Below are 13,147 nucleotides of genomic sequence, written 5' to 3' on the forward strand. Positions count from 1 at the left end.
CAAATTTATCAATAATGAAAACACAGTAATTCACATTAATACTGTGTACAAAAGCAGTGGAGAAGGCGAGCAATGCATCTGCATATCTTGGGTATTTGTGGCACTTTTATGGGCTCTTTAGCACTTTTAGCTCGTGATTTAGGACATAAGGTAACAGGTTCCGATTCAAACGTTTACCCGCCAATGTCTACCCAGTTAGAAAATGCAGGTATTGAACTCATGCAAGGCTATGACCGTAGCCATTTACAGCCTCATCCGGATTTGGTTATTGTCGGCAACGCCATGAAACGTGGTATTGATGCCGTCGAATACATGCTTAATGAAGGCCTGCCATATATTTCTGGTCCACAGTTCCTTGCCGATCACGTTTTACAAGGCAAACATGTCCTTGGTGTGGCGGGTACTCATGGAAAAACAACTACAACAACCATGTTGGCTTGGGTACTTGATCAGGCTGGTTTAAACCCAGGCTTTTTAATTGGTGGTGTTCCACTTGGTTTTAGTGAAAGCGCTCGTTTAGGCGGTGGTAAATACTTCTGCGTTGAAGCCGACGAATATGACTCAGCTTTCTTTGATAAACGTTCTAAGTTTGTTCATTATCATCCAAAAACGGCAATTTTAAATAACCTTGAATTTGACCATGCGGATATTTTTGATGACCTAGCAGCGATTCAAAAGCAATTCCATCATCTGGTTCGTACTATTCCAAGTGAAGGCCGTATTATTGCGCCAATTACTGAAACACATATTGATGAAGTACTTGAAATGGGTTGCTGGACACCAGTGATTCGTACAAGTTTAGAAGCAAATGAAAAAGCTACTTTGTCTGCCGAATTAATTTCAATTGATGGCAGCCATTTTAAAGTACTCGAAAATGGCAATGTTGTTGGCGAAGTGAAATGGAGCATGACAGGGCAGCATAGCGTAGCGAATGCATTGGCAACGATTGCAGCCGCTCAGCATGTAGGCGTTTCGCTTGAAAAGGCATGTGAAGCTTTGTCTAACTTTGGCGGTGTAAAACGCCGTATGGAGTTACTCGGCACGATCAATGGTATTGAGGTTTATGATGACTTCGCTCACCATCCCACAGCAATCGACACGACTTTAGATGGCGCACGCAAACGTTTAGGCGAACGTCGTTTATGGGCCATTATTGAGCCACGTTCAAATACCATGCGCATGGGTAGCCATAAAGATGGCTTGGCACATTCTGCACGTTTAGCAGACGAAGTGATCTGGTATCAGCCAGAAGGCCTAGACTGGGATTTACAACCTGTGATTGAAGCCGCGACTAACCATGCCCAAGTCAGCCGTTCACTTGATGAAATTATTGAACGTATTGTCAATGAAGCAGGTGAGGGTGATGCCGTTGTAATTATGTCTAATGGTGGTTTTGGTGGCTTACATCAAAAACTTATGAGCGCATTAAAAGCAAAAGCTGCTTAACTTTCGCTCCAGATGATTCAATAAAAAACGGGTTTCAAATTGAAACCCGTTTTTCTAGTTTAATTATTTTTTAAACCTGTTTTGGCTCTATATTTTCCATAAATTTATTCGAGATGAATAAACGTAACGTATAGACAATACCCATCGCAAACACGCTATATCCCACGTTATTACAAATAAACGGAATACATAAAATAATGAGTGCAGTAATAGGATAAAACCATTTAGTAATTCCAGATAAGCACTGAAACTCGTAAAGTATCCATATGCAGCTGGTATAAAGCACCACACTCACCGCGACAATTACACCCATGTATAAATCAGAAATATGGGCATGGTGGGTGGTGACATCCACAGCAGCAGCAAGGGCAGCACCTACGGCAGCAACACTCACAAAAACAAAATAATGGCCATATCCCCAAACAAACGGACGTACACCTTTAACATGATGATGCTGTTCACTGCGGTCAAAGTAAGCCCACCACATTGCAAACATCAACATTAATCCGCCAATCATTAAAAAAACAGCCGGAATATTAATAGATTGAGCCGCAAGCGCATCACGTATGGCATTAAAGCTACCTACGATGGATTCCCCTAAAACGATAATAGTAAGAAGGGCATAGCGCTCTACAATATGATGAGGATGCCACGGCGTAGGCGAATATTTTTCTGCATAGATAGGAACAAATAACTCGACCACAACCAGAAGTAAAAATAAAGGAATTGAAAGGGCATGAGCAAAGTTAGCAACAAGCCAGCCAATTTGTACCAATACGATACCTATGGCATAGCGATACGCTGTAATTCGCCGTTCAGGGTCATGTTTTGCGGCTCTTAGCCATTGGGTGACTAAAGCCAAACGCATAATCACATAGCCGACAATAATGATGTCAAAATCCTGACTATGGAACACATCAGGAATACCTGCGGCCATGACCAATGACCCTACAATTTGTACAAAGGTAAGACACCGATATAATGCATCGTCATTATCGTAAGCCGAGGCAAACCATGAAAAATTCATCCATGCCCACCACAGCGCAAAAAATACCATCAGATAACTTGGTAATGCATGCCATAGATGATTTTCAATAATTGCATGATGTAGCTGCTGACCAGCTGTTGCAATCGCGACCACAAAAATTAAATCGAATAATAATTCAAGGGGAGTTGCTGCTCTATGCGGCTGTTCTGGATCTCTTGGAGATAGGGGCCTCAAACTTAATTTTTTCTGTTTTTCTTGAGTAGTCATAAAATAACGTTCTCGAATAAAGTGCCAACACGTTAACACTTTAATATTAACGCCCCGAACACGCATTAAAAATTATCTAGCCTTACCGTCTATTATTTACTCACAAATAAACTATATTTCATTTTTGTGACAATTCTTTATCAAGACCTTAAGCTTAATTCTTTATCATAGCTCACGTTTTTGTTCTTGTTTGGAATATGAATGTCTTTAGAAACACTCAACCTTAGCTTATTCCATGTCATTAATGGGGCTCAGGATGCGAGTCAATTTATCATTCGTCTTGCTATCTTTTTTGCTAATGATCTCCTCTATATTCTTTTATTCATACTTACATTTTTATGGTTTTATGGCGATCAAGATTTAAAAAATAGGGTCATTAAATCTGTCTTTCTAACCTGTGTATCGCTTTTAGTCGGTTACGTTATTTCTCTGTTTTACCATCACCCAAGACCGTTTGTGATGGGTGTGGGCACCACCTTTATTGAACATGCGCCAACAGCGTCTTTTCCAAGTAATCATATGCTAATTTTTAGCACCATTGCCCTGTCTTATTTATTTGCTCAGCGCAAAATGATTGGAATTATTCTTTTATTCTTATCATTTGTGGTGGCATGGTCACGTATTTATTTAGGTGTGCATTTCCCTTTAGACATGTTGGGGGCTTTTATTGTTGCGCTTCTGGTCAATACGGCAGGTTATTACTTCTGGAATGCTTACGGTACAAGTTTGACCGCATTCTTTATTCGCCTTTACCAAATTATATGCAAACCACTTTTAGATCGCGGTTTGATTAAATAATCCGTAGATCTTTTTTATATTAAAACCACGAGATTAAGTTCAGTTGCGTAATATAAAAAAATCTGCCATTCTATGTGAAATTGGATAGGTTTTATCCAAAACAGAATTTAGTTTGACAAGGGGAGTAGCCTCCTCCAAACATAACAGCAATGTTATGTGTCAGATATCGTCAATACACTTTTATTAAAAAGTCGGTATCTGAGCATCGTGAAATTCATGATGTAGGCAAGACCTTGATCATGTTGATACAGATGTTTAATTCATCTGGCAACTGGTCGAGGTTTTTTTATGCCCAGTTGCCGGATGTATGGAGGATTTATGGAAACAATCGGCAATTTATGGCTGTACGTAGCATTCTTTGGCATTGTCATTGTCATGCTTTTGATCGATTTCTTGGGCTTTAAGCAAAAACAAGGTCAAGATGTCTCAATTAAGCAAGCTGCTTACTGGAGCGTGGCGTGGGTAAGCGTCGCAGCCTTATTTGGTGGTGGTTTATGGCTTTACCTACAACAAACGGTTGGGGTGACCTTAGCAAACCAAAAAACCATGGAATACTTTGCAGGTTACTTACTTGAAAAGTCCCTCGCAATTGACAACGTTTTCGTTTGGTTAATGATTTTTGCGGCGTTTGCTATTCCAGCTGCATTACAACGTAAAATTTTGCTCTACGGCGTATTAGGTGCAATCGTACTGCGTACCCTTTTTATCTTTATTGGTGCATGGTTCGTACAAGAGTTCTCTTGGGTGCTTTATATTTTCGGTGCATTCTTGGTATATACAGGCTTTAAGTTCTTAAAGGGCCAAGAAGAAGAAACCAATATCGAAGATATCAAAGTTTTAAAATGGCTACGTAAGCACATGCGTATTACCCCACAGCTTGATGGTGACAAATTCTTTGTCCGTCAAAATGGTTTATTGTGGGCAACGCCGTTATTTCTAGTGTTGATTTTAGTTGAAGCTTCAGATGTGATTTTCGCGGTAGATTCTATTCCTGCTATTTTCGCGGTTACTAGCGATCCGTTTATTGTTTTAACAGCGAATTTAATGGCAATTTTAGGTTTACGCGCAATGTTCTTTTTACTTGCTGGCGCTGCTTCTAAACTACATTACTTACCGTATGGTTTAGGCATCATCTTATTGTTCATTGGCGCAAAAATGTTGTTGCTTGATGTATTCCACATGCCAATCTGGATTTCGTTAAGCTTTATCGTAATAGTCTTAGCAATTACTGCTTATCTCTCTTTACGACACAACAAAAAGCAATTGCAGTCTTAACTCATCACAACAAGGCATCTACACGTGAGATGCCTTGTCATTTAAATCTTTAAAATAGGCTGTACTTTAAAAAAGCAGATTAATATCATATGCCAACCTAAAATTTATCTTTCCTAATCAGAAACATAATAGATAACAGCGATTCGGTTTTTATGCCGAACATACTTATTAAAATGTGTGGAGTCTCATGCGTTCTAAAAAAATTAATCTTGTCGTGGTCCCTTTATTACTCACGGCATGTAGCCATAATGATAGTCCTTTAGTACAAGATGTATATAACAACCAATATGACTGTGCTCGCGACTGGAATAACGAAACATGTAAACAAGAAAATAGCTCAAGTGGACATGGTTCTAGTTATGTCGGTAGCCGCTATTTAGGTCCTGCGTATTATCGAAATAATCGGGAAGTTTCTTTTCACGGAAATACCTTGCATCCCTACAGCAATTTGAGTGTAGGTCACCCCATTATTTCAAGTACGGCGAAAAGCGCATCTTCCTCATCCCCAATTCGTGGGGGTTTTGGTCGTAGCGGTTTTTCTTTCGGCGGCTAAGTCTTTAGGCATTCACTTAACATGAAAAGAAAAATATTTACTCCACGTCCAGACTGGCAAGTGGAGCATCAAAATATTGGTTTTGATTATTTTAATTTACCTTCTCTCGATGGCTCAATTTACTGGTCTGAAGGAGTTGCTTATGAATTTACGCTTAAGCAGATTGAACAACTTGAAGATGCAGCAAATGAACTGCATCAGATGTGCTTATCGGTAGTAGGAGACCTCATTCAACGGGGCGACTATCCTGCTTATTTTCAAATTCCTGAAGTCGCCATAAACCATATTGAACATTCGTGGAAACAAAATGCTCCCATGCTCTATGGTCGCTTTGATTTCGCTTACGATGGGCGAAATATCAAAATGCTGGAATATAATGCCGATACGCCGACTGGCTTACTCGAAGCCTCTGTCGCACAGTGGCTGTGGATAGAACAAGTCTCAGGCATTGCAAATCGAGACCAGTTCAATAGTATTCATGAAGACCTGATTAAACGCTGGAAGACAATTTTACCGCGTGGTAGCCATGTGCATTTTGCTGCCTGTCAGGAGGCTGGAAGGGAAGACTGGGGCAATTTAGAGTACTTGATGGATACCGCTTATCAAGCTCATCTACAGGTTTCCGAGCTTTCTATGGAAAACATAGGCTGGAACGGGCAAGATTTTGTCGATCTTCATAATCACCCCATTCAAAACATATTTAAACTCTATCCATGGGAATGGATCTGGGAAGAAGCATTTTCTCAATATATCCATCCACAAACACAGTGGATTGAACCTTGCTGGAAAATGTTACTTTCAAATAAAGCGATTTTGGTTGAGCTTTGGAAGCGTTATCCAAACCATCCATTGTTGGTCGAAACCCATACCTATGACCCGCAACGAGCTTTGTCAGGTAAATGGGTGAAAAAGCCGATTTTGGCAAGAGAAGGGGCCAATATTCGAGTTTTACAAGACGGCCATGACCAAGGTGCGGCTTCTGGTAGCTTTTATTTTGATGACTATGACAAATATGGTTATGTCGTACAGAAATGGGTAGATACCCCATTATTTTCAGGACAACTGCCTACACTCGGTTTATGGATGGTTGGACATCAATGTGCAGGCATGTCTATTCGTGAAGATTGCTACGACATTATTGGTAATGATGCTCACTTTGCAGCACATTATTTTGTCGAGTGATAAGCGCATCGATATATAAAAAAGCACTTTTTAAGTGCTTTTTTATTGGGTCTTACTTGCGATCAATTAGTGCATTTTAAGTAAACAGCGAATAATGAGCTTTCATTTTTAAAGTTAAATTAGAACAAAAATTCAAAAACACAATAATATAAATTTATGTATTTTAATAATTTTTCCTTATTCTCTCTATTAAAAATCAATATTGGCAAGTTCTTTGCATCTCCTAAAAAGAAAAAAGCCTAGATTTTAAGGGCTCGCGAGAGCCCTGATTTTTTTTAAGGAGTGATGCCATGAATGCTATTCCAACTTTAACGCCACTTGCCATGCCGTGTAACAGCAGTTTTGAAGCAAAAGATTGGGAAATTTTATCAAGTCACTGGTATCCGGTTGCGCGCATTCAAGACGTCTCTACAGCGCCTCAACGCGTCACGCTACTAGACGTCAACATGGCCCTCTATAAAACAGAAAGTGGCGAAATTCATCTAGTTCGAGACATTTGCCCACATCGTGGCGTGCCTTTAACCAAAGGTTGGGTCGATGGTGAAGAAATTGTGTGTCCTTATCATGGTCTACGCTATAACACCGAAGGGAAATGTACCCAAATACCAGCTCAACCCGAGTTAACCAAAATTTCTGATCGTTTTTCTCTGACCAAATTTCCAGTTGTTGAACGATATGGTCTGATTTGGACCAGTATTCATGGTCGTGATGTTACTCAAGCTAATATTCCTGTATTAGATACTTGGGACCATGCAGAGCATCAATCAATTTTACCGCCTTTTGTCGATATTGGCGGTTCTAGCGGGCGTCAACTTGAAGGGTTTATCGATGTCGCTCATTTTGCATGGGTGCATCACAATGCCTTTGCCAGTCGCGATAATCCCGTTGTCCCTAAGTACCACACTGAACGGACCGCCTACGGCTTAAAAACAGTCTATATCAGCAATGTCAGTAACTATCCGCATGAACTAAAACATCTCGAACCAGAAGGCTTTTTGTGGAAGCGCACCTTTGATGTCTATCCACCTTTTTCAGCTGTACTTACGGTCGATTTTCCAGAAGGTGGGGTTTTAAAAATTTTAAATGCCTGTTGTCCTGTTTCAAGCAATAAGACCCGTTTATTTGTTCCACTCACCCGTAACTTTGACCAAACTGGCGATTTAGAAAAGGTATATGCATTTAATGCACAAATTTTTGCTGAAGACCAAGAGATGGTCGAATCACAAAAGCCAGAAGACCTGCCGCTTGATTTAATGATGGAAGCACATTTTGAAGCAGACCGTTCATCAACGACTTATCGACGGATTTTGGCAGAATGGGGACTAAGTAAACGTTATACCGTTTAAATCTTGGCTAAGTGGGGTACAATCAATCGAAAAAAGTGAAAATATAAAGGCTTTCCATGTCATTGATCGCAAATACCACCGTTGTGCGTGGTCGTTTTTTAGATATTCAACAAACTGTCTCTGAGCCAACTGATATTCCAAATCAAGTGCGTTATTTAGAAGATGGTGTATTGATTAGTGAACATGGAAAAATCAAATGGTTTGGTGCATGGGAAGACGCTCAACAGCATCTTCCTGCTGGAGTTGAGGTTCAACATTATCCAGAGCAATTGATTGTACCTGGCTTTATTGATACCCATATCCACTTTCCACAAACCGAAATGGTAGGAGCTTACGGCGAACAACTTCTAAGTTGGCTCAATACTTATACTTTCCCAACTGAAATCCAATTTCAGGACAAAGCATATGCAAGTGAAATTGCCCAGTTCTTTGTTCAGGAACTCTTAAAACACGGTACAACTACAGCCCTCGTTTTCTGTACAGTTCATCCCGAGTCTGTTGATGCCTTATTTGAAGCCGCAGAACGCGTTCAGATGCGTTTAATTGCCGGTAAGGTACTCATGGACCGCAATGCCCCTGAAGCGCTGTGTGACACACCAGAAACAGCTTACAGCGACACTAAAGCACTCATTGAAAAATGGCATGGTAAGGGCCGTGCTCTATATGCGATTACACCACGTTTTGCACCTACTTCTACACCTGAACAGTTAGAAAGAGCAGGGCAGCTAAAACAAGAATTTCCAGATGTTTATGTCCATACGCATTTAAGTGAAAACAAAGATGAAATTGCTTGGGTGAAATCTTTATTTCCAGAACAAGCGGGCTATTTAGATGTTTATCAACATTATGGCCTAACTGGTAAGCGTTCTGTTTTTGCACATTGCGTTCACTTGGAAGATCAAGAATGGCAATGTATGCATGATACGCAATCGGCTATCGCATTTTGTCCGACTTCAAACTTGTTCTTAGGTAGTGGTTTATTCCCATTGAAAAAAACATGGGAAAAACAAGTCAAAGTAGGTTTGGGTACAGACATTGGCGCGGGTACATCATTCAGCTTACTGCAAACCGTTAATGAGGCTTATAAGGTTCAGCAATTACAAGGTGATAAACTTTCAGCTTATGAAGCGCTTTATCATGCAACCCTAGGCGGAGCAAAAGCACTCGATTTGCAGGATCAGTTAGGAAACTTCAACGTCGGTAAAGAAGCAGACTTTGTGGTACTCAACCTAAAACCAACCGCACTCCAGCAACTTCGCCAGTCTAAATCTAAGTCTGTTGAAGATTCACTGTTTGCATTATTCACCTTAGGTGATGATCGTAATATTGAGGCGACTTATATTTATGGAAAACGTGCTTATCAAAAAGAAACAGTCCAGTAAAAAAGGCATTGTTAAGTTTTTGTTATTATTTGGAATATGTGCTGTTGCTTTAAAACGTGATCGACATATTCCGCAAAATGATAAAATTTCTCAGCCATCAAAGGGTGCATGAAACGTCATTTTGCTTTAAAATTTTACCATTAACTCAGTTTTTCGAGGTGTTGCAGGTCAACACCTTTTTTATTTTTTCTTTTATATCTTGTAGGAATCTGCCATGACTGTTGCAATGAGCATCATGATTTCAACCGAAGAAATTCAAGCAAAAGTCAAAGAGCTCGGCGAGCAAATCAATTCTCACTATGCAAATAGTGACAAAGAATTGGTTCTGATTGGTCTACTTCGTGGTTCTGTTATTTTCATGGCAGACTTATGCCGTACCATTACCAAACCACACGAACTCGACTTCATGACAGTGTCTAGCTACGGCGGTGGTACCACTTCAAGTCGAGATGTTAAAATCTTAAAAGATCTTGACGGTGAAATTCGCGGTAAAGATGTGCTTGTGGTTGAAGACATTATCGACTCAGGCAACACCTTAAGCAAAGTTGTGGAAATGTTGCAAACTCGCGAACCAAATTCAATTCAATTATGCACATTAGTGAGCAAACCGTCTCGCCGTGAAATTGATCTCGAAGTTAAATTTTTAGGCTTCGAAGTTGAAGATAGGTTTATTGTGGGTTATGGCTTAGATTACGATCAAAAATATCGTCATCTGCCTTTTATTGGTGAAATTGGCCTATAAATTTCATAAAAATAGCACCATAAGGTGCTATTTTTTTTATATAACGTTTTAGCTTTGAACAAAAAAGACACAAAAAGTCGCAATCTGCTACAGACAAAACAGACAGCTCTGTCGCACGATAGAATATGAAGCAAAATCATTAACTTCATCAAAAAAACAACTGGAGAACAAATATGTGGTCACTTATTGTTGCTATTGTGGTTGGTTTCTTCGCTGGCTTAATTGCTCGTGCTTTGCATCCTGGTGATGATAAAGCAGGTTTCATCGTTACGACTTTGATTGGTATTGCAGGTTCACTTCTAGCCACTTATGGTGGTCGTTTGCTTGGGCTTTACGGCGAAAACTCAGCTGCAGGCTTTATCGCTTCCGTGATTGGTGCAGTCATTATTCTTTTCATTTACAACTTGATTGCCCGAAAAAGCTAAACTTTAATTCGTTCATAAAAAAAGCACCTTGTGGTGCTTTTTTTTATTTATAGACCTAGTTCTTTCCAAACTTCCTGAATTTCTTCAGCAGATCTTGCACCTACCAATTTAAAACCATTTGCAAAAACTAGGGTAGGAGTAGCATTAAAACCTAATTTTTTACCCAACTCTAAGTTACGATCAATTGGGTTTGCACAACTTGCAACTGTTGGTTTTACACCTTGCTCAATCAGTTTTTTCCAAGAGTATGATTGGTTCGGTGCGCACCAAACTTGTCTGGAAACGACAATAGATTGAGGTTTTAAAGGATAGATAAACGTGTAAATTGTTACGTCTTTAAGCTTATCGAGTTCAGGTTCAAGCTTCTTACAGTAAGGACAATTTGGGTCAGAAAATACCGCTAAAACATGCTGACCGTTACCTTTGACTGTTTTAATGGCATCTTTTAAAGGCAATTGCTTCCAATCAATTGAGTTTTGTCCTAAAACCAAGTCTTTGGTTAAATTCTTCTGATCCTTTAAGCGAATCATAGAACCTACCAACATATGCTGACCATCTTCACCAAGATAAATAATTTGTTGATCAAGATTGGCGCTATATAGCCCTGGCATTTCGGTTTTTTGAATATTGCTAATTTTCAAATTAGGATATTGTTTTTTAATATTTTCCCGAACAGTATCTACATTAGCGAAGCTCAAACTTGTAGTTAAGCTAAATAATGCCAATATTCCTAACTTTTTAAGCATAAAACCAACTCATTGGTAAGAGAGGAGATCATTTTAATCAGTTCAGCTCATGAAAACAGAACTGATTACCGAGTTATAACCAAATTCCCACATCATTATGCCTATGTTTCACGTGGAACATAAGTCGCTTTTAGAAAGTCCTTCAACCTGATTTTGATCACGACGTGATACACTATGGGCGTGTATAACATTCAAACCCAATATACTCCCTACCAGTATATTAAATTATTAAGAGAAAACAGATGAGTCACATTGGTCAGGATAAAAAAATTCTTAATCGTGTAAAACGACTAAAAGGGCAAATCAACAGCATTGAAAATGCGATAGAACAACCAGAATCATCATGCATTGATATTTTGCAGCAAGTTGCGGCTATAAAAGGTGCAATAAACGGTTTAATGAGTGAATTGATGGAACAACACTTACACCACCATGTACTTCAAGGTGCAGAAGTCGATCAAAATGAGTTAGATGAATTTTTAAAAGTTTTAAAGAGATACGGCTGAGAAAAGTACTGGATGACATAATACTCTACATCATCCAGTTTTTTATTATTTTCCAATACAGAACGAACCAAAGATTTTGCCAAGTAGGTCATCAGCACTAAAGTCACCTGTAATCTCACCTAAAGCATTTTGAGCAAGGCGTAATGATTCGGCAACAAGCTCACCAGCGTTAAATACAACAAGTTGCTCACGTGCTTCTGAAAGATAGAGCTGTGTGCGCTTCATTGCGTCTAAATGGCGTGTTCTTGCAATAAACGTATCTTCCTCAGGGTGAAAGCCTGCATGAGCTGTAATCGCATCTACGAGGCCTTGTACGCCCATCTCTTGTTTTGCAGAAACGGTAATATGACGGAACCCTTGAAAATCAGTAATTTCAGCTACCTGTCCAGTTAAGTCGCATTTATTACCAATTAACATTAAACGACGTGGTTCAATATGTTCAGCGAAATATTCTTGAGCGAGTTTTAAGGGGTCGTCGCCTTGATTTAAATCATAAACTAACAACAATAAATCAGCTTGTTCAATTTCTTTAATTGCTCTACGAATCCCTTCTTTTTCAACAATATCACCTGTTTCACGAAGACCAGCGGTGTCTGTTAAGGTAATTGGCAGACCATTTAAGCTAATTTTTTCATGCAAAACATCGCGAGTTGTGCCAGCAATATCGGTCACAATAGCGCGTTCTACACCAGCAAGCGCATTTAATAAGCTCGATTTACCCGCATTCGGTTTACCCGCAATAACAACTTGCAAACCTTCACGTAAGAGTTGCCCTTGCCGTGCAGAAGTTTGAACCGCATGTACCGACTGCTGGACATCTTCGAGTAAAGCTAAAATCTTACCATCTGCCAAGAAATCAATTTCCTCTTCAGGAAAATCAATCGCAGCTTCGACATGTAATCGTAAATGGATCAGTTTTTCTAAAACCGTATTAATTTTTGTTGAAAATGCACCCTGTAAAGAGCGGACCGCCGAACGAGCTGCAGCTTGAGAAGTCGCATCAATTAAATCGGCAATCGCTTCAGCTTGTACTAAGTCCATTTTGCCATTTTCAAAAGCTCGCATGGAGAACTCACCAGCTTTTGCAGCAATTGCACCTAGCTCAAACAAACGGCCAAGGAGAGCATTTTGAATGACTGGACCGCCGTGCCCTTGTAGCTCGACAACATCTTCACCAGTAAACGAATACGGATTTGGAAAGCACAAGACAATCCCTTCATCCATGATGCTTCCATCAGCATCATAAAACTTACGGAAACCCGCCATGCGTGCTTCAGGCAAGTTTTTTTGCGTCAGCTTTTGAGCAATTTCATAGGCCTTAGGTCCAGATAAGCGAATCACGCCCACTCCACCACGCCCTGGCGGCGTTGCAATTGCAGCAATTGTGGTTTGACTTTGCATATTACTCACCTAAAAAACCTAAAATACAGCCAAAGAAAAATCCGCCTAAGATTACCATCTTAAGCGGATTGATTCAGCAAAAGTTCAACG

At 39.8% G+C, this 13,147-nt stretch carries 13 protein-coding genes; 10 read left to right on the plus strand and 3 right to left on the minus strand.

Annotated elements, in window-relative coordinates:
* The first annotated feature begins 72 nt into the window (after positions 1–72).
* Entirely contained in the window at positions 73–1,446 is a 1,374-nt protein-coding gene (gene mpl, locus ACIF8R_RS17245) for a UDP-N-acetylmuramate:L-alanyl-gamma-D-glutamyl-meso-diaminopimelate ligase (RefSeq protein ID WP_396482188.1), read from the plus strand.
* A gap of 70 nt (positions 1,447–1,516) precedes the next feature.
* Here the strand turns inward: mpl and ACIF8R_RS17250 are convergent, their stop codons facing one another.
* A complete protein-coding gene (locus ACIF8R_RS17250) occupies positions 1,517–2,767 on the minus strand; it encodes a low temperature requirement protein A (protein ID WP_001266006.1) in 1,251 nt (416 codons plus the stop codon).
* 135 nt (positions 2,768–2,902) lie between these two features.
* On the opposite strand from ACIF8R_RS17250, the gene ACIF8R_RS17255 reads away from it, so the two are divergent.
* From ACIF8R_RS17255 to ACIF8R_RS17290, 8 genes are all read left to right on the plus strand, one after another.
* Entirely contained in the window at positions 2,903–3,499 is a 597-nt protein-coding gene (locus tag ACIF8R_RS17255; RefSeq protein ID WP_396482190.1) for a phosphatase PAP2 family protein, read from the plus strand.
* Between the two features lie 318 nt (positions 3,500–3,817).
* The gene (locus tag ACIF8R_RS17260) at positions 3,818–4,774 is read left to right on the plus strand and encodes a TerC family protein (protein WP_396482192.1); all 957 of its coding nucleotides are present in this window, start codon (positions 3,818–3,820) and stop codon (positions 4,772–4,774) included.
* A 187-nt stretch (positions 4,775–4,961) separates the two neighbouring features.
* Positions 4,962–5,327 carry a hypothetical protein gene (locus ACIF8R_RS17265; RefSeq protein WP_396482194.1) on the plus strand — a complete coding sequence of 122 codons (366 nt, stop codon included), beginning with the start codon at positions 4,962–4,964 and terminating at the stop codon, positions 5,325–5,327.
* Between the two features lie 21 nt (positions 5,328–5,348).
* Complete coding sequence (locus ACIF8R_RS17270; RefSeq protein WP_396482196.1) at positions 5,349–6,509, plus strand: glutathionylspermidine synthase family protein; 1,161 nt, start codon at positions 5,349–5,351, stop codon at positions 6,507–6,509.
* Positions 6,510–6,799: 290 nt separating this feature from the next.
* Positions 6,800–7,855, plus strand: coding sequence for a Rieske 2Fe-2S domain-containing protein (locus ACIF8R_RS17275; RefSeq protein ID WP_396482198.1), 1,056 nt, complete (start codon positions 6,800–6,802; stop codon positions 7,853–7,855).
* 56 nt (positions 7,856–7,911) lie between these two features.
* Positions 7,912–9,237 (plus strand): guanine deaminase, encoded by a 1,326-nt coding sequence (guaD, locus tag ACIF8R_RS17280; RefSeq protein WP_396482200.1) that lies wholly within the window; start codon positions 7,912–7,914, stop codon positions 9,235–9,237.
* A gap of 214 nt (positions 9,238–9,451) precedes the next feature.
* On the plus strand, positions 9,452–9,979 hold the full coding sequence (gene hpt, locus ACIF8R_RS17285; RefSeq protein WP_002051884.1) for a hypoxanthine phosphoribosyltransferase: 528 nt from the start codon (positions 9,452–9,454) through the stop codon (positions 9,977–9,979).
* A 173-nt stretch (positions 9,980–10,152) separates the two neighbouring features.
* Complete coding sequence (locus ACIF8R_RS17290; RefSeq protein ID WP_000269732.1) at positions 10,153–10,404, plus strand: GlsB/YeaQ/YmgE family stress response membrane protein; 252 nt, start codon at positions 10,153–10,155, stop codon at positions 10,402–10,404.
* 47 nt (positions 10,405–10,451) lie between these two features.
* Here the strand turns inward: ACIF8R_RS17290 and ACIF8R_RS17295 are convergent, their stop codons facing one another.
* The gene (locus ACIF8R_RS17295; protein WP_396482203.1) at positions 10,452–11,150 is read right to left on the minus strand and encodes a DsbC family protein; all 699 of its coding nucleotides are present in this window, start codon (positions 11,148–11,150) and stop codon (positions 10,452–10,454) included.
* Between the two features lie 242 nt (positions 11,151–11,392).
* Here ACIF8R_RS17295 and ACIF8R_RS17300 point away from each other — a divergent pair, with 242 nt between their 5' ends.
* Positions 11,393–11,656, plus strand: coding sequence for a metal/formaldehyde-sensitive transcriptional repressor (locus ACIF8R_RS17300; RefSeq protein WP_100291111.1), 264 nt, complete (start codon positions 11,393–11,395; stop codon positions 11,654–11,656).
* A 45-nt stretch (positions 11,657–11,701) separates the two neighbouring features.
* Here ACIF8R_RS17300 and mnmE read toward each other — a convergent pair whose 3' ends face one another.
* Positions 11,702–13,057, minus strand: coding sequence for a tRNA uridine-5-carboxymethylaminomethyl(34) synthesis GTPase MnmE (gene mnmE, locus ACIF8R_RS17305; RefSeq protein ID WP_396482204.1), 1,356 nt, complete (start codon positions 13,055–13,057; stop codon positions 11,702–11,704).
* Positions 13,058–13,147 lie beyond the last annotated feature (90 nt).

This window comes from Acinetobacter sp. ABJ_C4_1 (genome assembly GCF_044538495.1).
Classification (GTDB): domain Bacteria; phylum Pseudomonadota; class Gammaproteobacteria; order Pseudomonadales; family Moraxellaceae; genus Acinetobacter; species Acinetobacter nosocomialis_A.